The following is a 22,047-nucleotide window of genomic DNA, read 5'->3' as shown; positions in this document are numbered from 1 at the left end:
AAACAAAATGAAAAAGAATAATTATAATTTCAAATTACAGATTATGAACAACTTCCATCTAAAAGCCGATAGCTTTTAGCCAAGAAACTAAATTTTAAACAAATGGAAACTCAAAAAAAAAGAACATGTTTACTGATAGTCTCGGTCATGCTTCTAATCGCAACCGGACTACCATCGTGCAGGCCCAAATCCGCCACGAGCGCTTTTAGCGAGGACGCGGCAGAGAAAGCCTATGTTGCACCCGGACAATACGATGAGTTTTACGATTTTGTGTCGGGAGGTTTCAGCGGACAGCTTGCCGTATACGGCCTTCCTTCCGGCAGATTATTGAAAGTGATTCCCGTATTTTCCGTCAACGGAGAAAACGGATGGGGCTTCAGCGAAGAGACAAAACCGATGCTCAACACTTCCAACGGATTTGTCCCATGGGACGATTCGCACCATGCCGATTTATCCCAAACCGGCGGAAACTATGACGGCCGATGGCTATTTATCAACGGAAACAATACTCCACGCATAGCCCGGATCGACTTGACAACCTTCAAAACGGCTGAGATAATTGAATTGCCCAATAGCGCCGGCAATCACTCCTCTCCTTTTGTCACGGAAAACACGGAATATGTGGTCGCAGGCACGCGCTTTAGCGTTCCTCCCGATTATGCCGACGGCGATGTGCCGATCAACAGCTACAAGGAAAATTTCAAGGGACATATCAGTTTCATCCAAGTGGATCCCGCTACAGGCCACATGACTTTATCATTCCAGCTTCTCGTGCCGGGATTCAATTTCGACCTGAGCCGCGCCGGAAAAGGCAAATCGCACGGATGGTCTTTCTTTTCTTGTTATAACACCGAACAGGCTCACTCTCTATTGGAAGTCAATGCATCTCAAAATGACAAGGATTTTATTTTAGCCGTAAACTGGAAAAAAATCGAAGAATATGTGAAAGCAGGTAAAGGACAAAAACAACCCTGCTCGTATGTGCACAATGTATGGAATGAAAACCGGCATGCGGCGACATCCGAAACGATGAAGGAGGCTTTGGTTTTGGATACCAAAGAAATCAACGACGCTTGTTATTTCATTCCTTGTCCCAAATCACCTCACGGCGTCGATATCGATCCTTCCGGCGAATACATTGTCGGCAGCGGTAAGTTAGCCGCCGTTATTCCGGTATTTAGTTTCGATAAGATTCAAAAAGCCATCGAAGACAAAGCTTTTGACGGACAGATAGAAGGAGTCAATGTCATTAAATACGAATCCGCCCTGTACGGGGAAGTGAAGGATTCCGGATTGGGAGCTTTGCACACGGAGTTTGACGATAGCGGAAATGCCTATACGAGTTTCTTTGTTTCTTCCGAGGTGGTAAAATGGAACATCAAAGAACTGAAAGTCTTAGACCGGGTACCCACCTATTATTCTATCGGACATCTTTCGGTGATGGGGGGAAACACCGTAAAACCTTACGGGAAATACCTGGTTGCCTACAACAAAATAACCAAAGACCGTTTTTTGCCTACCGGCCCCGAACTGACTCAAAGCGCTCAGTTGTACGATATCAGTGGAGACAAGATGAAACTCATTTTGGACTTTCCTACGGTCGGTGAACCGCACAATGCCGTCGCCCTTCCCGCAGATTTGATTAAGGATAAGCAGAAACAGTTCTACGACCTGGCCGAAAACCAGCATCCGTATGCCGCCAAATCCGAGAAAGAAGCGAAAGTGGTGAAAGAAGGCAACGTGGTACATATTTATATGACGGCGATACGCTCGCACATGGCTCCCGACAACATCGAAGGTATCACATTGGGAGATACCGTTTATTTCCATCTGACCAATATCGAACAGGAGTGGGATATCCCCCACGGGTTGGCTGTAAAGGGAAATACGAACGCGGAGTTGCTGGTGATGCCCGGGGAAACGCAAACATTGAAATGGGTTCCCGCAAAGACTGGCATATTCCCTTTCTACTGCACCGACTTTTGCAGTGCGCTGCATCAGGAAATGCAGGGTTATGTACGTGTTTCCGCCAAAGGAAGGAATGTCCCGCTCTCGTATACGCTGGACGATAAACCTGTCGGCAAATAAAAATACAAGCCTTGAGGGTGGTCAAAAGTAAATTCTATGAGCTTTTGATGCACCCTCAAAGTGCATAAACAAGCTTAGAACATGAATAAAAATAAGATATCCGCTCTGTCAACAATTCTATTAATCGTATGCGCCGTTTTGCTGGCCGCTTCCGTTTTTCTCCCCTTATGGAGAATCGAACTATCGGCTCCCCAATATCCCGAAGGATTGGTATTGCAATTATATCCCGATAAAATAGGCGGAGATGTCGATGCGGTAAACGGCCTCAACCATTATATCGGAATGCAGACCTTGCATGCCGAAAACTTTGTCGAATTCACCGTTTTGCCCTATATCCTGGCTGCCTTTGCCGTATTGATTCTCGTTACCGCCATTCTCCGAAGCCGCAAAATGTCGTTGATCAGTTTCATTTCGTTTGTCGTTTTCGGCCTTATTTCCTTAGTCGACTTTTATCGATGGAACTACAACTACGGGCACAACTTAGATCCCACGGCTGCCATAAAAGTCCCAGGCATGGCCTATTCGCCTCCTGTTTTAGGCTATAAACAGCTCCTTAACTTCGGCGCCTATTCCATTCCCGATATCGGGGGCGTCCTGCTCATTGTAGCCGCATTAATATTGGCCTTTGTCGTCATAAAGGAGTACCGGGCCCATCGCATTTTCAAGAAAAAGGGGGCGGTTGCAAATATCTTGTTCCTCCCGTTGTTGGCTCCGATTCTCTTTTCCTGCGTCAACGACCGTCCGCAAACTGTCCGACTGAACGAAGATGAATGTGAACGTTGCAGAATGACGATTGTCGATTCCAAATTCGATGCGCAAATTATCACCGATAAAGGCCGCTGTTTAAAATTCGACGATTTCTTTTGCCTTGTCAATTATTTGGAGGAAAACAAAGATGCCAAGGTGAAGAAGAGCTATGTTTCCGATTATTCGAAAGAAGATCGTTTCTTAGATGCGACGAAAGCCTTTTATATCAAAGGCGGGGACGTCAAAAGTCCGATGAACGGGAATATCGCCGCTTTCGAAACGCGAAAGGAGGCGGAAGAGGCAGCGACACAACTCCATGCGGAAATCATTTCATGGGAAGATATCGGTTTTTGATTCCCTGCTTTCTCATTCTTTTTTGCCACGGCGTTTCCTCCATGGTGCGTGCGGGAAGTATCCATGTGGGGAGCGGACGGCAAACGAACAGTATTTCCGAAGCCTTGGCTATGGCAAAGGCGGGCGATAGTATCATCGTTCATGAAGGCTTATACCGCGAAATGCCGGTTATTACCATTCCGGTCGTCTTAATAGGAATCGGCTCTCCCGTGATTGACGGCGGCAACAAAGGCGATGTGGTTTCCATTTTTGCAAATGAGGTGATCTTCGAAGGGTTTACCGTCATTCATTCGGGAAAGTCTTCCCTAAAAGAGTATTGCGGATTAAAAATAAACAGGGGTGTCTCCGGAGTGACGATCAAAGGCAATGAGTTTGCCGATAATTCCATCGGAATACTCGTTCAGGAGGCGCAGGGTTGCCGGCTGGAGGATAATAGGATAAGTACGTCGATTGCGGAAAACCCGCTCATCGGAAATGCCATCCATTGCTGGAAAAGCCGGAATCTTACCATCAAAGGAAATCATATCCGCAGGCACCGGGACGGCATCTATCTCGAATTCGTTTCCAATTCCGTCATCCGGGATAATGATGTCGCGCGATGTTTGAGGTACGGCCTGCACTTTATGTTCTCCAACTATGACGATTATCTCCATAACATATTCCACGAAAACGGGGCGGGCGTCGCCGTCATGTTTTCCAACCACATCAATATGCGGCACAATACGTTCCGAAACAACACGGGGGGAGCTTCTTACGGACTTTTGCTCAAGGACATTTCCCATGGTACTGTTTCCGGCAACGAATTTGCCCGAAATACGGTGGGTATCTTCATGGAAGGCGGCTTGTCGCTCACACTGCAAGAAAATGTTTTCCGCGAGAACGGCTGGGCCTTGCGCCTGATGGCAAGCAGTGTCGAAAATACTTTCAGCCGGAACAATTTCGTGGCAAACACTTTCGATGTCACCACCAACGGGAATTCCGTAAAAAACTATTTCAGCGGGAATTACTGGGACAAATACAAAGGGTACGATCTTAATCGCGACGGCATCGGCGATGTCCCCTATCATCCGTTAAGTTTATTCGCGATCATTTCGGAATATACGCCCGCCGCCATGCTGTTCTTCCGGAGTTTTCTGGTCGACCTGTTAGAGCAAACCGAAAGAATCATTCCTACCGTCACACCCCAAAACTTCGTGGACGACAAACCGGCAATTAAACAACATGCCCTATGATTACGATTCGGAATCTGCATAAACAGTATCGGAAACTGCATGTCTTGAAAAATATCAATCTGGAGTTTGACGGCGCAAAGAAATGTATTGCCCTGATAGGCCCTAATGCTTGTGGCAAAACGACTCTTATCAAATGCATGCTGAATCTGGTAACGCCGCAAACGGGCGAGGTGATCATTTTCGGCCGGAATGTCCGCCGGGATTCGGAAATACGAAGGCTCATCGGCTTCATGCCGCAGGCGGCCAATTTCCCCGGCCATCTGTCCGTCGAAGATACTTTCCGCCTGATCAGGACGGTGAGAGGAGATCAAAACGAGGCGGACGACGAGCTCTATCAATCGTTTCACCTGGACCGGATTGCTACGAAGAAAATGGGAACCTTGTCCGGGGGAACCGTTCAAAAAGTAAGCGCTGCGCTTGCTTTTATGTTCCGCCCGCAACTGATTATTCTCGATGAACCTTTCGCCGGACTCGATCCTTTGGCCTCGGCTATCCTGAAAGAAAAGATATCGAAAGAGAAAGATAACGGGAAGCTGATTTTTATCACGTCGCACGTCCTGAGCGAACTCGATAATCTTGCCTCGCATATCGTGTTTATGGAAGAAGGCGAAGTGTTGTTTTACAAACCGGTCCGAACCCTTTTGGAGGATACGGGGGAACCGGCTATCACAGATGCGGTTATGAAAATCCTTAGACAAACGCAACATGAATAATATAGCGAAGATTATATTCCTCGATATCCTGAAAAGTAAAATAACGCTCATTTATTTTATCGTACTCGCCTTGGTATCATGGATATCTTTCCTGCTCGAAGAAAGCCAGTCCAAAGCCGTGTTGACGGTCATGTATATCGTACTTTTCAGCGTACCGCTCATGGCGTTGCTATATTCCACCATATATATTTACAACAGCAAGGAATTCATCACGCTCCTGTTGAGCCAGCCCATCAAAAGAGGACGTCTTTGGGGTAGCATCTACACGGGAGTCTCCGGCAGCCTCTGTCTTGCTTTTGTAGCAGGCGCAGGCATCCCGGTTATCGTGTATTCTTTCAACATGACCGGATTTTTACTTCTCGGCATGGGAATAGGCATCACCCTCGTCTCCGTATCCCTCGCTTTTCTTATCGCTGTATATACCGATGACAAATCCGTCGGCATAGGGATTTCCATTCTGCTATGGTTGTTTTTCACCCTGCTTTACGATGCGATTCTACTATTTCTTTTGTTCCAATTCAGCGATTATCCGATAGAGGGACTGACCATGTTGCTGTTAATGTTGAATCCGGTCGATCTGGCGCGATTGCAAATCATGCTCCGGTTAGATATTGCAGCTATGTTAGGGTATTCGGGAGCCGTATTTATCGATATGTTCGGGACAACCTGGAGCGCCGTTCTCTCTTTCATCGTATTATTGGCTTGGATCGTCATCCCTTACCTCCTCTCCCTAAAAAGATTCCGCAAAAAAGATATCGTTTAAGTCGATTATTCAACAAACAGGATTGCTCACTAAAAGATATCATCATTCATAATTATTTTCTACTTTTGCAATAACAATTAAAATAAAGTGTATGTCACGGTTCATTAATCCCTTTACGGATGTAGGGTTTAAAAAGATATTCGGACAAGAAGTCAGTAAAGAGTTGATCATCGAATTTCTAAACGATTTATTGGTTGGAGAGAAAACAATCAAAGACATCCGCTTTCTCGACAAGGAGCTTTTACCGGAATTTGAGGGCGATCGTGGAGCGATTTACGTATTACCTCTCGCAGGCCGTTACCCGTCAGGGGGAACGCGGAGGAGACTGGATGTTCGAACTAAAACCGGTTTACGGAGTCTTTTTCATGAATTTCCGTTTGCAGGATACCCCGGGAAAGTTACGGTCGGACATCGTGCTTTCCGACCGTGATACGCATGAACAATTCACGGATAAACTACGTTTTATTTTCATAGAACTTCCTTGTTTCACAAAAGAAGAACAGGAATGCGAAACAGATTTCGAACGATGGATTTATATATTAAAGAATATGGAAACACTGAAAAGAATTCCTTTTAAAACCCGCAAGGCAGCTTTTGAAAAGTTGGAGAAGATTGCGGACATCGCTTCCCTGAGCAAAGAGGAGCGGGAAAAGTACGACGAGAGCATCAAGGTCTATCGCGACCACTTGGCTACGATTGCCTATGCACAACAAGAAGGCAGAGCTAAAGGAATAGCCGAAGGACGAGCTGAAGGACGAGTTGAAGGACGAGTTGAAGGAGAAGCTGAAGGACGGGCTAAAGGAATAATCGAAGGAAAAACAGAGACGGCTCGCAACATGAAAGCTGAAGGGCTGTCGCTTCCTGTTATTACTAAAATCACCGGACTTTCTGCCGAAGAAATCGAAAAGCTCTAACCCATTAATTGATCGTTTACGGGTACTTGCTTCGATAATTTGGCTTTCCTAACCCGACGATTATCGGGAATCAAGAATTTTGAGAACAGCGAAAAGCGCGCCTCGGGCGGGATAGCAGGAATGTAACAAAAACGTAACATTATCTTAACAACTTTCGCGGTTTTCTTTCAAAAAAAATGAGTTATTTTGCTTTCCGAAATCTTAGAAAGAGTGGTTATATGAAAAAAGTTTTTGCTTCCGCTATAAAAGAGAATGATGTTCATCGTAGGGTCGCCTCATTCCATTCGTCGCAGGATATGACTGATAAAGAGATACTCGAAATATATAAGCATCTCAATACAAAAGTCGAAAAAATAGGTGCGGCATTCAAGAAAAACAAGAATGGCAAACTCACCGACGACGAACTCAACGAAGCGCTGCGCTACTGACGGCTATTTATCCAATTTACCGATAAAATTTTCGCGATACGTATCCCCTATGGGTATTTGCCGATTTCCGATAATGATACGGTTCTTGGAAATGCTTTCTATTTTGTCTTTCCGGATAATGTAAGACCGGTGTACCCGCACAAAACGATTCTTCGGTAGTTTTTCTTCCATGGTCTTCAGGCTCATTAACGAAAGAATAGGCCGTCCGGCGCTTTCGGTATAAATCTTCACGTAATCTTTCAACCCTTCGATATAAAGAATGTCGTCGTATAAGATATGAATCAGCTTATACTCCGATTTCACAAAAATGCCCGATTCGTTTTCATCTCCCGATGTATTCCGCCCCGCCGAAGTCATCTCGAACCAATGGAGCGCTTTCTTGGCAGCCGTCAGAAAGTCGGCATACGAAAAAGGCTTCAACAAGTAATCCAGCGCACTCACCTTATAGCCCTGCAAAGCATATTCACTAAAGGCGGTGGTAAAGATCAACCGCGTGTTTGCCGAAACCGAACGGGCAAACTCCATGCCATTGACTTCCGGCATCTGGATATCCAAAAAAAGCACATCCACCTGCTCCTCCTCGATACGGTTCATCGCCGATACGGCATTGCTGTACTTGCCCGTTAATTTCAGGAAGGGTGTTTTCTCCACATACGACTCCAACAACGACAGGGCCAGCGGCTCATCATCCACGATCCAACAATTCAGTATCATTCGCTTCTTTTTTTTGTATCAATAATCAGCGTTGTCGTGTACACATCGCCGTCGATACGATGCTTCCAGGTATAATTTCCGGGATAGACGAGTTGCAAACGCTTCTTCACCAACTCCAGCCCGATACCGCTTCCGCTTTTGTCGGACTCGGTTTTGGGAAAATAACTGTTTTTGCAGATAAACTCCACCTTTCCCTCCGGAAGTTCGCGTAACGTAATATCGATAAACGACGGCTTATGGCTGCTCACGCCATGCTTGAACGCATTTTCAATCAAAGATATAAAAATTAATGGAGCAATCATCGTGCGCGAGGTTTTGTTGACATTCATGTGGGTGGTTACCGTCACATTATCGGCCAACCGGATACGCATCAGTTCGATGTAATTATGGATAAAGCTCATCTCTTGCGCCAGCGGCACATAACTCTGGCTGTTGTCATAAAGCAGATGACGCAAGAGCTTGCTCAATTCCATCACGGCCGTTTGAGCCTTCGGCGGGTCGAACTCGATGAGCGCATAGATATTATTCAAGGTATTCAGAAGGAAATGCGGGCTGATTTGGTTCTTGAGATTCTGCAATTCCGCTTCGGATTTGGCCCTTTCCAACTCTTTGCGTTCGTTTTCCACCTTAAACCACCGTTCGCTCATGCGGATGGCAACGCTCAATCCGGTCATCAGCAATAACGACGTGGCATTCCGGATGACAAAAAACCAGGGCGAAGGTCCCCGACGGCGAAAACGCGGACGAAATTCGGGATTCAGAAAGCGGTAAATCTCATATCCGTAATGCATCAACAATGCTATACCGGTTATCAACAGGATGTTGTAAAAGATAAACTCTTTGGTCTTTCCTTTGAACAAAACTTGTTTAATCAACACAAAATAATTCAGATAGAATACTAATAAAAAGGAAAGCATCTCCGGCACGGAACGCATAAAGCGCTTCCACTGAAAAACACTATCGAAATCAGAGAAGAAATACGGGAGTATGAAAATAATTCCCCACAGCAACACATGTATAAAGGGATTGTTATATCCTTTTCTTTTTTTAGGTTCCATTATTTGTTCCTTTTAGTCTCCAGTCTCCGGTCTCCAGTCTCCGGTCTCCAGTCTCCGGTCTCCAGTCTCATTGTCTTTTAAAATCGGCCTCCGCCAGGCTCCCCTCCGGGAGGGCCGAAACGCCGGTCACGCATCATATCATCTTGCGTAGCGCCTCCTTTAAAGATATTGAAGCGGTACACGAAATGCACCATAAAATAACTCGTAAGCGTATTCGTCGTCGTATCGCGAATATAATTCGACGATACACTGCGACTGATATTGCTACGCTGCTGCAAGATATCATATATCTTCAAACGAAGTGTTCCGTTCTTTTGTTTAAACAATTGTTTCTGTATCGAAGCGTTCCACAACCATTCGTTCTGTTCGTATCCGTCGGAATATCCGGAGTTCGTGGAATAGGTTACATCGCTTTCAACCGATAAATCCCAAGGTAGGTAAATGGTGGTATTGCCCGAGCCTCCATAGTTGAAGTATTCTTGATTCTGTTGTCCCTCGAGACTATTTTTCACGGAGTTGTAATTAATATTTCCGCGAACGCCGAAATCAAAGGCATCCGAACGGTACGTTAATCCGAGTGATTCCGACAAATTCAACCGCCGGTTCAGATTGTCCTCGTTGTTCGAGAAACCGTTGGTGTGATTATAGCCCGCATACGACATAGAGAACACCGAAAACTTGATGTTCTTCAGCGGCACGTTCATGATGAGCCGTCCGTCGGCATTCCAGTTACCCGCCACATTACGGTAAGTCGTTTCTTTTCGTCCGGTAGAAATATCGGTAGAGGTTGACGACACGATGTCGTTGGTACGATATCCGGCATTGACAAACGTCATGATCGAACGGGCCTTTTCGGGATTCGAATGATGATAGCGAAGGTTTAACCGGTGCTCGAACGACGGTTTCAGTTCGGGATTACCGTAGGTCACATTCAGCGGATCCGACACGTCGACAACCGGCGAGAGTTGTGTGACCGACGGTTGATCGGTATCCCCGAAATAGCGGATTCGCAGGTTGTGCGTACGGCTCCACCGATAGTTAAACTGTGCCATAGGCGAATAGTTTACCACTGTTTGTTGCACGTTATCGATTTCTTCGGCGCCGATAAATGTTTTACTGTGCGAACGCGCGGGTTGAACCGAAAAACCAAACATATAATCGTATTTTTCGCCTACTCCCCGGAAATTCAACTCGATCTCCTGATTCTCAAACGTATTTTCCAGCCGCTTGCTGTAAGCTGAGTCGAGCACTTCATAATTTCCGGCACCGTCTTTCGAACGCGTATCTTTATCCGACTCCGACAGGTTTTGCCGGTAACTGTAAGCCAACTGGAGGTACTTGTTTTTACCGATCGGCTCCACATACGACAAATATCCTCTCAGGTTCCGGCTGTTATTGGCATAAGTGAAACGTTGATCGATAAGATCATCTTCGAGGTCCCCGGTGTAATAAGTATTCGAGACATTGGTTCCGGAGTTCTGCGAATCGCTGAAATCGCCTCGTAACTGGGCGCTCAACACACGCCCTTTCTTACCCAATTCGCGGCTGGCATCGAGGCGCAGGCGAACTTCCTTGCCGTCGCCCTCCGACACATACTGCGAGTTACCATTGTTAATGGTATCATTCGATAGTTCGGTGGTTGTTAAGAAATCGCCCGACTCCATGCGCCGATTATTGTAAAGAGCCACTTCCGGCCGGAAGATAATCGTGGTGAGCGAATCCGGCTCCCACTCCATCCGAAGGTCTACATTGATATTTTGGCTCCTGTTGTTGGCCAGATTGTTCTCGCTTTCCAACGTATTGCCGCTGCTCAGCAAATTTTGAGTCAATACCGACGAAGTCACGTCATTATCGGTATATCCGTAACGCGCATTTCCTCCTAACTTGAAATTCGGCTTCAGTTGGGTGCTGAAGTTACCTCCGGCATTGGCCGAAGTGGTTATACCGTCTTGCGATCCGAAACCTCCTCCACGTCGTCCACGTCCGCCGATTCCGCTGAACATCGACGACGCCAGATCAGAGAAGCCGGCATTGTTCGTATTGTTGATTCCCCCCAAAAAGGTGTACTGATTCTTGTCTTTCATATAATTCACCATCGCATTGGCCTCATAACGATCTTGACTCCCATAACCGGCAAAAGCGTTACCGAAAAGGCCTTCTTTCATGCCCGGTTGCACGGTAAGATTAATCACTGTCTCTTCGTCCCCGTCATCGAAACCCGTCATGCGCGCTATCTCCGTTTTGCGATCGAGTATTTGCAGTTTATCGACCATCTTGGCGGGAAGATTTTTCGATGCCACCTTCGGATCGTCGCTGAAAAATTCTTCTCCATCGACCAATATCTTCTTAATTTCTCGGCCGTTTACCGTTATTTTTCCGTCGGTACCCACTTCCACACCCGGCATCTTTTTCAGCAGATCTTCCACCACTGCACTCTCCGTCACTTTATAGGAAGCGGCATTGTATTCAATCGTATCTCCCTTGACCGATATCTCCGGGGCTTTTGCCGTTACCACGGTTTCGGACAATAATATAGCATCGGTGGTCATCACAACGTCGCCCAACGAGGCTTGCGGATGGGAAGCCGTTACCGTTACATTTTTATAAACATCCGTATAGCCGATAAAAGAGATATGCACGATGTAAGATCCGTTATTGACGGGAATCGAAAATGTTCCGTCGGAACCGGAGGTCTTTCCGCCCACGAACGTGCTGTCGGATTGCGTCAAAATACGGATATTCGCCAGCGGGATGGCTTCTTGCGTATCTTCTTCAACCACCTTTCCCGATATCGTGTCCTTGCTTTGGGCAAACACGGAAAAAGAGAAAAGAAATACAGACAACAAAACAAAAAACACTCTTTTTGTAGGATGATGCTTCAATGACAATTCCATATATTTTTGACGTTTATTTCCTTCTAACCAAATTTTCACAAAAATACACTCCTTTCTGTCCCTATACAAAAGGAATAGACAAACGCCGTCATTTCATCGACAAACACCGTTTTTCCTGGAATGTAGCTCTTATGGCGTTCCCATCTAACGGCTCCATTCGTTTGACGGATAAATAAAAAAACGGACCGCACATCCCGTGTAGTCCGCTAAATAGAATTTTTTACCATGGGGGTAAAAAAGTATCAATCGATAACCGAAAAACCGGTATAGGGTACCAATACTTCCGGTATCGTTATTCCTGATGGGGTTTGATTATTCTCCAGCAGCGCCGCCATGATGCGGGGCAAAGCTAAAGCGCTGCCGTTAAGCGTGTGACATAACTGAGTCTTGCGGTGCTCATCGCGATAACGGCACTTCAACCGGTTGGCCTGATAGCTTTCGAAATTGGATACCGAACTGACTTCCAGCCAACGCTGCTGAGCGGCCGAAAACACTTCGAAATCGAAGGTCAAGGCCGATGTAAAGCTCAAGTCGCCCCCGCAAAGACGCAAAATACGCCACGGCAATTCGAGTTTTTCAACCAGCGTCTGTACGTATCGCACCATATCTTCCAGCCGGGCGTAGGAGTTTTCCGGCTTTTCGATGCATACGATTTCCACTTTGTCGAATTGGTGCAATCGGTTTAATCCGCGCACATCCTTACCGTACGATCCGGCTTCGCGGCGGAAACAGGCCGAATAAGCCGTATTTTTTATCGGCAGGTCTTTTTCCTCCAGAATGACATCGCGGTAAATATTCGTCACCGGGACCTCCGCCGTAGGGATCAGATATAAATCGTCCAAATCCACATGATACATCTGGCTGTCTTTATCCGGCAATTGCCCGGTTCCGAATCCCGATGCGGCATTCACCACATAAGGAGGTTGTATTTCGGTAAATCCCTCGTCGCGGGCGCAATCCAAAAAGAAATTAATCAACGAACGTTGCAAACGGGCGCCTTTTCCTTTATAAACAGGGAAACCCGCGCCGGAAATTTTCACCCCTAATTCGAAATCGATGATATCGTATTTTTTTGCTAATTCCCAATGCGGCAGCGCTTCGGCCGATAAAGTAGGAATCGTTCCTCCCGTCTTTTCAATCGCATTGTCTTCGGAACCTTTTCCTTCGGGAACCGACTCGTGGGGCAAATTGGGAATGGTTACTAATAAACGGTGCATTTTTTCTTCCGCATCTTTCAAGGTGGCCTCATAGGTTTTCGACGTTTCCTTCAACTCACCTACGTTGGAACGTACCTTTTCGGCTTCTTCCTTGCGGCCTTCTTTCATGAGTTGTCCGATGGAGCGCGAGTGAGTGTTTATCTCCGATAATAATTGATCGAGACTCGTTTGGGTAGTCCTCCGCAATTCATCCAATGCTACGATCTCGTGAATAATGGCTTCCGCATCAAAATGCTTTTTCGCTAATCTTTTGATCACCTCTTCCGGATCATTCTTTATAACTTTAAGTGAGAGCATAATAATTAATAATAATGTATCAATAGTTTTTTCGGAATTAATAAACATGCAAAGGTAACAAAAAGAGAGAAAAGAACAAAGACAATCCCCATCGCTTAAAAAAGAGTCAGTATTTGTAAACTCATCGAGGGCGTCGCTTCAAGCAACACCCTCGGTAACGTTTAATCGGGTAATAAATGAGTCTTAAAAGAGTTGGAAATGAAGAAATTCACGAGACTCTTTATCACGTTGTTTTTTTTGATGATAATAACGCGCAATATAATAAGCAATCCCGGTCAGTGCCGCTACGGTCAAAATGTCTTTAAATGTATTTGTTTTCATCGATTCGTTTTATTATTTATAACAAAAATCAAAATAGAATGTTTTATCTAATAGATGAAGATTCTTCAAAAAAGCTGCACAAAAAAAGAAAAAGATTCATTAATTAATATAAATTCAATCGCCTTGTCTATATTCTATAATGAAAACCCGATCGGTTTTCTCACTTATTCTAAACCGGTTATCAGCGCGCTTTCCCACGATCCAAACAATATCGTCTTTTGATGTAAGTATCCATACGTCTTCTTTATCTTTCAAACTGAATTTACGGTCATTGAAATAATCGCTCAGCTTCTTCTTCCCTTTCATTCCGAACGGAACGAACCAATCGCCGGCGTTCCATTTGCGAAGGAGCAACGGAAAAGAAAGCTTGTCCATATCGGCCGATAACGTAAGCGGTGACTTGTCTAACTTTACACCTCTCTTTTCTATCCGGATATCTAAATGTACGGGCGAAGTAATTTGGCTCGTCTCCGCACCGATAGTATACTCGCGGACATCATTTTCTGAGGAGGAAAGGCGATCCAAAATGAAATAAGAACGATCTTTTATCAACCGGTAACCGTCGGAATAGAAAGTTTTTCCCGAAATAGCATTCACACTCTCCAGCGCATCATCTATCGTGGAGGGGGTGAATCCTAAAGGCGATAATATCTCATATAATACGGCCGAAGGCGACACCGTTTCCAACAGGACCTCGATATCGATCTTATCCTTCCGGTAAACGTCTTTCACAGCTTTGCAGATAGAATCATCGTACACCTTTTTTACTTCCGCAAGATGGCGCGACGTGTTGAAAATAGAGTCCTTGACCGAGGGATTCAGTTTCTCCAGCGCCGGAATAATGTTTAACCGCAAGGCATTTCTCAAGTAATAATCATCGTTGTTGGTACTGTCTGTCACATACGGGATAGCGTGCTCTTTCACATAGTGTTCCACTTCTGCACGTGTCAGGCACAACAACGGACGGACAATATAACCGTTCTTCGCGGCGATGCCTGTTAATCCTCTGATTCCCGTACCACGTACTAAATTGAGTAATACCGTTTCGACCGAATCATCCTGATGATGGGCGATGGCGACGGCTTGCGGTTGATATTCCCGGCGAAGCGTTTCAAACCAGTCGTAACGTAATTCCCGGGCAGCCATCTCTACCGAAATCTTCTTGCGGCCGGCATATGCGAAAGTATCAAAATCGATGGTCTTTAAATTGATATCGTGACGCTCACACCATTCCTTCACGAAGCCGGCATCCCGGTCGGATTCGGCTCCCCGCAAATGGAAATGACAGTGAGCCGCCATACACTCGTACCCCAACTTTATCAGCACATCGAGCAACACCATCGAATCCATTCCGCCGCTTAAGCCCACAATGACTTTAGCATGCGGCGTCAACAAGTTATTTTGCCCGATAAATCTCCGTACCCTGTTCAGCATCTGTAAAATGATTCTTGCATCGGCAAAAATACATATTTCGCCCTTACAAACCGAGTATTGTTCACAAATCTTTTCCTTAAAAGACCAGCGAATCGTCAGAAAAAGTGTATTTTTGTACAATTGAATCATTTTATGGCTATTCGCAATGAATATAACTGAAAAAATAGAAGGACTTCTTGTAGAAATTGACAAACTAACCGCTTCCGGAGCCGAGGAACTGGAAGCCTTGCGCATTAAATATCTCAGTAAAAAAGGCATCGTGTCTTCTTTGATGGAAGAGTTTCGGAATATCCCTTCCGACCAAAAACGGGAAGTAGGTAAAAACCTGAATGAATTAAAGCAGAAAACACAGCACAAAATACAATCGCTGAAAGATCAATTCGAGACTTCCTCGTCTTCATCCGGCGAAATAGATCTTACTCGCACTTCATATCCTATTCCTTTGGGCACGCGCCATCCTATCTCGTTGGTCAAAGAAGAAATTTGCTCTATCTTTAAGCGTTTGGGCTTTTCCATTGCCGAAGGCCCCGAAGTGGAAGACGATTGGCATGTTTTTTCTTCGTTGAATTTTGCAGAAGATCATCCGGCGCGCGATATGCAGGATACTTTTTTCGTTCAAAGCAATCCCGATATATTGCTGCGTACGCATACTTCTTCGGTGCAAACGCGGGTAATGGAAAAAACACAACCGCCTATTCGCATCATCTGTCCGGGACGGGTATATAGAAACGAAGCCATTTCTGCCCGGGCTCATTGTTTTTTCCATCAGGTGGAAGCATTGTATATCGATAAGAATGTATCGTTTGCCGACTTGAAGCAGGCCTTGCTTTTCTTCGCAAAAGAGATGTTCGGTTCCAATACGCGTATCCGTTTGCGGCCGTCTTATTTCCCTTTTACAGAGCCCAGCGCCGAAATGGATATTTCCTGCCATATTTGCGGCGGAAAAGGATGCAATATCTGTAAGCATACGGGATGGGTGGAAATCATGGGATGCGGCATGGTCGATCCCAACGTCCTTGAAAATTGCGGTATCGACAGTAGTGTGTATTCGGGCTATGCTTTAGGGATGGGCATCGAACGCATTGCGATGCTGAAGTATCAGATTAACGATATACGGTTATTTTTTGATAACGACATCCGCTTCCTTCATCAGTTTGAATCGGCTTATTAAACTTTAATTTTCCTCTGTTATGAGAAGAATACATCTGTTACTCTTAGCTTGTTTAGCAATATTCGTCACGGCTTACGGACAAAAAACCACGCGGGTGAATGCCGTTAAAGCGAACGATTACGGAATCGTCTATTCGCTTCCCAAAACATCGTTCGAAATAAAACTGTTAGTTAAAAAGACCACGTATCAGCGTGGCGATTTTTATCAATATGCCCAACGCTACTTGGGCATTGAAAAACCGATTACCGAAAGCAAATCGGTTTATAGCGTAGAGGATATAAAGGTGGCCAATAAAGGCATTGCCGACAAAACGAATTCCTTTATGATCGAATTCCGCTCCAACACGTTGGAGCCTTATGTCTATCTGCGTGAAGACGGGGTTATTTGTTCGGTAAATGCTCAACCGGAACAGGCAACGGCACAAGAAATGGAAGTTCCGCCGTCCACCGTTCCCTCATCCAATCCGCATCGCTTCTTTTCGGAAGAAATACTTCTGGCCGGATCGACGGCAAAACAAGCAGAACTGGTATCGAAGCAAATCCTTCAATTACGCCGGAGCAGCAACGATATCCTTACCGGAGAAGCCGAATCGATGCCTCCCGACGGAAATGCCTATAAAGTGGTCATGGAAGAATTGAATAATCAGGAGAAAGCGCTTACAGAACTCTTTGCTGGTAGTGTCCATACGGAATATTTTATTCATGCGGTGTCGTTAACTCCCGATGAGAAAAATATTACGCGGAAGGTCGTCGCTCGTTTTTCGGAAAAATTAGGCCCGTTGGACAAAGATAATTTAGCCGGAGCGCCCCTTTATTTATCATTAGAAAGCAAAACGCCCAAAGTCGATTTGCCCTTATCGGAAAAAGACCGCGATCGGCTGGAAAAGAAATTAACGGAAGGATTGGTATACAATATTCCGGGTAAGGCGCTCCTCACCATAGAACTGAATGAGCGCAAACAATCATTGGATGTAGATGTGGTACAATACGGAACACAAGATGTCCTCGTCAAAAAAATGTTCGACAATTTCAAGCAACCCATTAAGGTGATTTTCTACCCTGAATTGGGTGCCATCAAACAAATTATTCAATAATAAATATCGTATGAAAATAAATTACGGCTCTTCTTTCTTTATTATTCTCGGAGTCCTTTCTTTCGGTCTTCTCTTTTCTTGTAAAGATAAAAAAGCGGGGGATGACTTTTCGATCGAATTTGATACGATCCGCGTGGAGAAAAGAATTCCTTTATTGGAACAGGAAAACGATACGACTCTTCCGTATTCGGATGTGAGCATCGGATTTGTTTATCCTAAAAAGTTCCGTAATCCGGAAGATTTAGCCCGCCTGCAACAAATAGTGAAAGGAACATTTTTCAACAATCAAAAATACGATAGTCTATCGGCTGAAGAAGCGGTTGATAAATATCTCGCTGACTATACGGCAGAGTATCGGGTATTAGCAGATGATTTCTATACCGATAAAACCCGTCTGGAAGGAAAAACACCTTCCTGGTATTGGTATTATATGAATAACGATAATAGAATATTGTTCCAAAACGACTCGCTGCTAAGTTATGCCGTCGAGTATAGCGATTATACCGGCGGAGCACACGGTTCTTTTCACGTGACTTACGTCAATATCGATCTCAACGAATTGACGACCCTTTCGGAAGAAGACCTTTTTGTCCCCAACTATTTCAAGCCGTTAACGGAGAAAATCGTCCGTAATCTGATGAAAAAGTATAACGTAACCGTCCCCGATTCGTTGATTTCAGAAGGATTTTTCGAAGTCGAGGATATCGTTCCGAATAATAATTTTTGGCTGAGTAACGAAGGTATCCACTATTCATATAATCAATACGAAATTGCCCCTTATGCAATGGGTGTGATTGATGTGACGATACCCTATTCCGAACTAAAAGACATCCTTAAGCCCAACAGTCCGGTTGAGCAATTCATTCACAACAATATTTCGGAAGAATAACCTTTTAAAAAAATAGCCTGCGGAATCACTCGTCGTGATTCCGCAGGTTCAATTAGAAGCGCCTTTAATTCTGCTTTTGGGCGAACCGGTGGTACGCAATGCGGCCTACCCGGTAAAACATTAAAACATCGGTAATTGATAAATGAACCCTACGGAAATTCTATTCGTATGGTAGTCGGTCAGAGCGGCTCTTTTTTCATATTGAAAAGCCCGTCCTACATACGTTAAAAAGAAATGCAGATTACTTTCCATCGGATAATATTCGATTCCGGTAAAATATCCCAGTGATGTGCGATATTTTCCTTTTTCAAATTCATCATATGTTTTGGTTAAAGAAGCCGTTTCGTAGATTCCTTGTAAAAAAACATTCCATAAAGGATGAACCCGGAAGTTGAATTTTGAAACAAACGACAAGTATCCGGCATCAAACGCATTTCTTGTTCCATCATGTAAAATAGTACTCATAATACCCTCCCGATCCAAACCTTCCCGGGAATACATGATATCAAAAAACATATTTGCTTTAGGACTGAATATAATATCATTGCCAAATGCTAAATAGAGTTGATTCCTGCTTTTGGCTTCACTCATGATAGAGGCCGACCAGCGAGTTTTATAAGCTCCGCCGAACATATTTCCGTTCCAATTAAGCGTATAGACAAAAGGCAGTTTACTTTTTTCAATACCGGGCGCGATATACGTTTTCTCGAAAGTATTATTTAGTCCGTTTAATACCTGAAACTGCAATTGGTGAGCCGGTGTGATATCATACGCAATATTAATACCTGTAAGGAAATTGCTCATATATTCTATCATATCGCTATATTCATAAATTTCTATGGGATTCAAGTCGAATTCAATTCCCCCGTAGGCAGCACATTGTTTTCCGGCAAATAACGAGAGTTTATCGGACAATTTGACACCTATTCCTGCAACATCAATCGAAGTGGGCATATTATCAAAAGCATTTCCGGCATCATTTGGCCTGTTCAATCGTTGCCTCCATCGGTAAGAAAGCCAATCGTTGATATTTCCTTTTGCTTCTATACGGAATTGGCGCATATTAAAACCGGAGCCTTGAAACCCGTCGTTATCGATATAACTGTCAAAGCTACTATGCATATTGAGGAAGAAGTTGAATTTGTCGGCTTTCTTTTCTACTTTGGCCACTCTTTCGAGTAAAGTCGACTCGTCAGGATAAGAAGCATTTTGCTGAGCAAAAATGATACTACCTATGCAACAAATATATATGACAAGAATAATTCCTCTTTTCATAATTATGTCATTTAGTATTCATTAAAATAATTCTGTATTTTTTTCCAATCGGAAGTTTTTGTTAAAGCCAACATTAACAGAATACGCGCTTTCTGCGGATTCAATTCTTGCGAAGCGATAAACTGATATTTATTGTCGTCAACCTCCGCATCCAGAGTGGTAGGACCAGTCGGAACTCTGGAAGAACGGACAACCAATATGTCTTTCTTACGAGCTTCTACTAGTCCCGGAAAAATATTCTTATGAATATTTCCATTTCCCACACCCGCATGGATAATTCCTTTATAGCCGTTGTTGATTAATGCTTTTAAAGCATGATCTTCAACATTTGAATAACTGTATATGATCCCGACCTTTGGTAATTCATTTAAATTAGCTACATCAAAATCGGATTGGAATGTATGTTTTTTGACGGGAACTTCAGAGAAAAAGACTTTACCGTTATGAACATATCCCAAAGGGCCTGAATTGGGAGATTTAAAGGTTTCCACCTCCACTGTATTTGTTTTCAATACATTATGAGCTCCCAAAATCATTCCATTCATAGCCACTAAGACTCCTTTACCTTTAGATTCTTTAGAAGCTGCCACCACAACCGCATTGTAAAGATTCAAAGGTCCGTCTGCACTCATGGCGGTAGAAGGGCGCATAGAACCTACCAAGACAACCGGTTTATCGCTTTTGACCGTTAAGTTCAGGAAAAAAGCGGTTTCTTCCATCGTGTCGGTTCCGTGGGTAATGACAATACCGTCTACATCGCCACGGGCGAACAATTCATTGATTCGTTTCGCCAAAATCAACCATACCTCGTCATTCATATCCTGAGAACCTATTTTTACGATTTGTTCTCCGGTTACATTCGCGATTTCATTTACTTCAGGTACGGCATCCAAAAGGGTGCCGATAGCCACTTGTCCGGCAGTATAAGTTGTTTTTGTAGAAGAAGTCCCGGTACCTGCAATAGTACCGCCGGTTGCTAAAATGTACACATTCGGCTTTTGTGCAAAGGCTACAGCCAATGAGAGCCATAGAAAAAGCCCTACGAACAATAGATTTTTTTTTGTTTTCATAAGAATAAAATTAAAATATCAATAAATTATAAATCAGAAAAATAACTGTACCAACCCTAATCCTACTATAATAGCTACCGTAGTAGCTACTAAACCAGGCATCATAAAAGAGTGATTCAGTATATATTTACCTATATGGGTAGATCCCGTCCGGTCAAAATTAATTGCCGCAACAACAGTCGGATAATTGGGTATGAAAAAATATCCGTTTACCGCAGGAAATAAGGCAATAAGCGTATAGGGAGATACCGCTAATGCGATACCTAATGGTACTAATGCCCTAACAGTAGCCGCTTGGCTATAAAGAAGAATAGACATAAAAAATAAGGCGAAGCCGAAAATCCACGGGTACTGCATGATGATCTCCTGAATAGAAGCAGTTATCTGAGTCAGATTACCCTGAATAAACGTATCGCCCATCCAAGCAATGCCGAAAATGGCTATGACGGCTTGCATGCCTGCTCCAAACACGGATCCTTTTGTTGCTTCCAATCCGTTTGTTCTTGTTACGACAAGAATCAGCGCCGCCGCAGACAACATCAGTATTTCTATAATATACGGCATATTCAGTTGCGTAATTTCTCCGTTCGCCTCAAAGGTCGGACGTAACGATTGAATGGAGCCGAATAACACAACGAAAACGGTTGCCGATAAAAATATCACAATGGAAATAATAGCATTTCTCTTATTGTAATTTTTTTTATTGTTACTCTTGTCATGGCTGTTTAGCAAACCTTCTCGAAGACGTCTTTGATATTCGGGATCGTTTTCAAGTTCTTTTCCAACTTTCAAAGAACAAAAGGCAGCAGCCATACAACCGATAAGGGTAGAGGGAATCGAAATCTTCAGTATATCTAACAAGGTAACATCAAATGGCGCCAAAAGGGCTAAAAGGGCTACGGTAGCCGCCGAAATGGGGCTTGCGGTAATAGCTTGCTGGGAAGCAATCACCGACACGCCCAACGGGCGTTCGGGTCTTACTTTCGTCTCTGTGGCCACTTCGGCAATAACCGGCAAAACGGAATAAGCCACATGTCCTGTTCCCGCAACAAACGTAAAGAGATACGTTACCATAGGGCTTATCCAGGTTACTTTGGACGGATTCTTTCGCAAAAGCTTTTCTGCCAAATCCACCATATAGTCCAATCCACCGGTTGCTTGCATGCAAGAAGCAGCCGAAATGACAGCCGCAATCATCAACATCACATCAATAGGGGGCGAGGTAGGTTGAAGTCCGAAGACAAATGTGAGAATAGCAAGCCCTATCCCACCCATTACGCCTAAGCCTATCCCACCTAAGCGGGCTCCGATGATAATCGCAATCAGTACGATCAGTAGTTGTAACAACATACTATTATCAATAAGTCAATGGATA

At 44.4% G+C, this 22,047-nt stretch carries 18 protein-coding genes and 1 pseudogene; 10 read left to right on the top strand and 9 right to left on the bottom strand.

Annotated elements, in window-relative coordinates:
• Positions 1–102: 102 nt before the first annotated feature.
• From nosZ to ABNK31_RS07355, 7 genes and pseudogenes are all read left to right on the top strand, one after another.
• A complete protein-coding gene (gene nosZ / locus ABNK31_RS07385; RefSeq protein ID WP_418895025.1) occupies positions 103–2,088 on the top strand; it encodes a Sec-dependent nitrous-oxide reductase in 1,986 nt (661 codons plus the stop codon).
• An 81-nt stretch (positions 2,089–2,169) separates the two neighbouring features.
• Positions 2,170–3,189, top strand: coding sequence for a nitrous oxide reductase accessory protein NosL (locus tag ABNK31_RS07380; protein WP_418895024.1), 1,020 nt, complete (start codon positions 2,170–2,172; stop codon positions 3,187–3,189).
• Positions 3,168–4,421: a nitrous oxide reductase family maturation protein NosD gene (gene nosD, locus ABNK31_RS07375; protein ID WP_418895023.1), complete on the top strand. Its 1,254-nt coding sequence runs from the start codon at positions 3,168–3,170 to the stop codon at positions 4,419–4,421. The genes ABNK31_RS07380 and nosD overlap by 22 nt, the downstream gene beginning before the upstream one ends.
• Entirely contained in the window at positions 4,418–5,134 is a 717-nt protein-coding gene (locus ABNK31_RS07370; RefSeq protein ID WP_321579714.1) for an ABC transporter ATP-binding protein, read from the top strand. Before nosD ends, ABNK31_RS07370 begins: the two co-directional genes overlap by 4 nt.
• Positions 5,127–5,897, top strand: a complete 771-nt coding sequence (locus tag ABNK31_RS07365) for an ABC transporter permease subunit (RefSeq protein WP_321578915.1) — start codon at positions 5,127–5,129, stop codon at positions 5,895–5,897. The genes ABNK31_RS07370 and ABNK31_RS07365 overlap by 8 nt, the downstream gene beginning before the upstream one ends.
• Positions 5,898–5,988: 91 nt before the next feature.
• Positions 5,989–6,811: pseudogene (locus ABNK31_RS07360) on the top strand (Rpn family recombination-promoting nuclease/putative transposase).
• 218 nt (positions 6,812–7,029) lie between these two features.
• Entirely contained in the window at positions 7,030–7,239 is a 210-nt protein-coding gene (locus tag ABNK31_RS07355; RefSeq protein ID WP_418895022.1) for a hypothetical protein, read from the top strand.
• A gap of 3 nt (positions 7,240–7,242) precedes the next feature.
• Here the strand turns inward: ABNK31_RS07355 and ABNK31_RS07350 are convergent, their stop codons facing one another.
• The 6 genes from ABNK31_RS07350 to tilS form a co-directional block, all read right to left on the bottom strand.
• Entirely contained in the window at positions 7,243–7,953 is a 711-nt protein-coding gene (locus ABNK31_RS07350; RefSeq protein WP_418895021.1) for a LytR/AlgR family response regulator transcription factor, read from the bottom strand.
• On the bottom strand, positions 7,950–9,011 hold the full coding sequence (locus ABNK31_RS07345; RefSeq protein WP_418895020.1) for a sensor histidine kinase: 1,062 nt from the start codon (positions 9,009–9,011) through the stop codon (positions 7,950–7,952). The genes ABNK31_RS07350 and ABNK31_RS07345 overlap by 4 nt, the downstream gene beginning before the upstream one ends.
• A gap of 77 nt (positions 9,012–9,088) precedes the next feature.
• The gene (locus tag ABNK31_RS07340) at positions 9,089–11,905 is read right to left on the bottom strand and encodes an outer membrane beta-barrel protein (RefSeq protein ID WP_418895019.1); all 2,817 of its coding nucleotides are present in this window, start codon (positions 11,903–11,905) and stop codon (positions 9,089–9,091) included.
• A gap of 242 nt (positions 11,906–12,147) precedes the next feature.
• Positions 12,148–13,419, bottom strand: a complete 1,272-nt coding sequence (serS, locus tag ABNK31_RS07335; RefSeq protein WP_418895018.1) for a serine--tRNA ligase — start codon at positions 13,417–13,419, stop codon at positions 12,148–12,150.
• Positions 13,420–13,602: 183 nt separating this feature from the next.
• On the bottom strand, positions 13,603–13,740 hold the full coding sequence (locus tag ABNK31_RS07330; protein ID WP_418895017.1) for a hypothetical protein: 138 nt from the start codon (positions 13,738–13,740) through the stop codon (positions 13,603–13,605).
• 114 nt (positions 13,741–13,854) lie between these two features.
• Positions 13,855–15,303, bottom strand: coding sequence for a tRNA lysidine(34) synthetase TilS (gene tilS / locus ABNK31_RS07325; protein ID WP_418895016.1), 1,449 nt, complete (start codon positions 15,301–15,303; stop codon positions 13,855–13,857).
• Positions 15,304–15,319: 16 nt separating this feature from the next.
• Here tilS and pheS point away from each other — a divergent pair, with 16 nt between their 5' ends.
• The 3 genes from pheS to ABNK31_RS07310 are packed head-to-tail and all read left to right on the top strand — an operon-like array spanning position 15,320 to position 18,327.
• On the top strand, positions 15,320–16,345 hold the full coding sequence (gene pheS, locus ABNK31_RS07320; protein WP_418895015.1) for a phenylalanine--tRNA ligase subunit alpha: 1,026 nt from the start codon (positions 15,320–15,322) through the stop codon (positions 16,343–16,345).
• 19 nt (positions 16,346–16,364) lie between these two features.
• Complete coding sequence (locus ABNK31_RS07315) at positions 16,365–17,438, top strand: DUF4831 family protein (RefSeq protein ID WP_418895014.1); 1,074 nt, start codon at positions 16,365–16,367, stop codon at positions 17,436–17,438.
• A 10-nt stretch (positions 17,439–17,448) separates the two neighbouring features.
• Positions 17,449–18,327, top strand: coding sequence for a DUF3298 domain-containing protein (locus ABNK31_RS07310; protein ID WP_418895013.1), 879 nt, complete (start codon positions 17,449–17,451; stop codon positions 18,325–18,327).
• A gap of 120 nt (positions 18,328–18,447) precedes the next feature.
• On the opposite strand, the gene ABNK31_RS07305 is transcribed toward ABNK31_RS07310, so the two are convergent.
• Genes ABNK31_RS07305 through ABNK31_RS07295 form a run of 3 tightly spaced genes read right to left on the bottom strand, consistent with a single transcriptional unit; the run spans position 18,448 to position 22,022 of the window.
• A complete protein-coding gene (locus ABNK31_RS07305; RefSeq protein WP_418895012.1) occupies positions 18,448–19,602 on the bottom strand; it encodes a porin in 1,155 nt (384 codons plus the stop codon).
• 11 nt (positions 19,603–19,613) lie between these two features.
• Complete coding sequence (gene ansB / locus ABNK31_RS07300; RefSeq protein WP_418895011.1) at positions 19,614–20,672, bottom strand: L-asparaginase 2; 1,059 nt, start codon at positions 20,670–20,672, stop codon at positions 19,614–19,616.
• 33 nt (positions 20,673–20,705) lie between these two features.
• Positions 20,706–22,022 carry an anaerobic C4-dicarboxylate transporter family protein gene (locus ABNK31_RS07295; RefSeq protein ID WP_418895010.1) on the bottom strand — a complete coding sequence of 439 codons (1,317 nt, stop codon included), beginning with the start codon at positions 22,020–22,022 and terminating at the stop codon, positions 20,706–20,708.
• Between the last annotated feature and the right edge of the window lie 25 nt (positions 22,023–22,047).

The sequence above is a fragment of the Limibacterium fermenti genome, from assembly GCF_041902845.1.
Lineage (GTDB): Bacteria > Bacteroidota > Bacteroidia > Bacteroidales > Dysgonomonadaceae > Limibacterium > Limibacterium fermenti.
Note: the sequence above shows the minus strand (reverse complement) of the source record. Positions and strands in the feature narration are given on the sequence as shown.

Coding starts and splice junctions, on each gene's coding strand:
- nosZ (WP_418895025.1), top strand. CDS start 103: ATGGAAACTCAAAAAAAAAGAACATGTTTACTGATAGTCTCGGTCATG.
- ABNK31_RS07380 (WP_418895024.1), top strand. CDS start 2,170: ATGAATAAAAATAAGATATCCGCTCTGTCAACAATTCTATTAATCGTA.
- nosD (WP_418895023.1), top strand. CDS start 3,168: ATGGGAAGATATCGGTTTTTGATTCCCTGCTTTCTCATTCTTTTTTGC.
- ABNK31_RS07370 (WP_321579714.1), top strand. CDS start 4,418: ATGATTACGATTCGGAATCTGCATAAACAGTATCGGAAACTGCATGTC.
- ABNK31_RS07365 (WP_321578915.1), top strand. CDS start 5,127: ATGAATAATATAGCGAAGATTATATTCCTCGATATCCTGAAAAGTAAA.
- ABNK31_RS07355 (WP_418895022.1), top strand. CDS start 7,030: ATGAAAAAAGTTTTTGCTTCCGCTATAAAAGAGAATGATGTTCATCGT.
- ABNK31_RS07350 (WP_418895021.1), bottom strand. CDS start 7,953: ATGATACTGAATTGTTGGATCGTGGATGATGAGCCGCTGGCCCTGTCG.
- ABNK31_RS07345 (WP_418895020.1), bottom strand. CDS start 9,011: ATGGAACCTAAAAAAAGAAAAGGATATAACAATCCCTTTATACATGTG.
- ABNK31_RS07340 (WP_418895019.1), bottom strand. CDS start 11,905: ATGGAATTGTCATTGAAGCATCATCCTACAAAAAGAGTGTTTTTTGTT.
- serS (WP_418895018.1), bottom strand. CDS start 13,419: ATGCTCTCACTTAAAGTTATAAAGAATGATCCGGAAGAGGTGATCAAA.
- ABNK31_RS07330 (WP_418895017.1), bottom strand. CDS start 13,740: ATGAAAACAAATACATTTAAAGACATTTTGACCGTAGCGGCACTGACC.
- tilS (WP_418895016.1), bottom strand. CDS start 15,303: ATGATTCAATTGTACAAAAATACACTTTTTCTGACGATTCGCTGGTCT.
- pheS (WP_418895015.1), top strand. CDS start 15,320: ATGAATATAACTGAAAAAATAGAAGGACTTCTTGTAGAAATTGACAAA.
- ABNK31_RS07315 (WP_418895014.1), top strand. CDS start 16,365: ATGAGAAGAATACATCTGTTACTCTTAGCTTGTTTAGCAATATTCGTC.
- ABNK31_RS07310 (WP_418895013.1), top strand. CDS start 17,449: ATGAAAATAAATTACGGCTCTTCTTTCTTTATTATTCTCGGAGTCCTT.
- ABNK31_RS07305 (WP_418895012.1), bottom strand. CDS start 19,602: ATGAAAAGAGGAATTATTCTTGTCATATATATTTGTTGCATAGGTAGT.
- ansB (WP_418895011.1), bottom strand. CDS start 20,672: ATGAAAACAAAAAAAAATCTATTGTTCGTAGGGCTTTTTCTATGGCTC.
- ABNK31_RS07295 (WP_418895010.1), bottom strand. CDS start 22,022: ATGTTGTTACAACTACTGATCGTACTGATTGCGATTATCATCGGAGCC.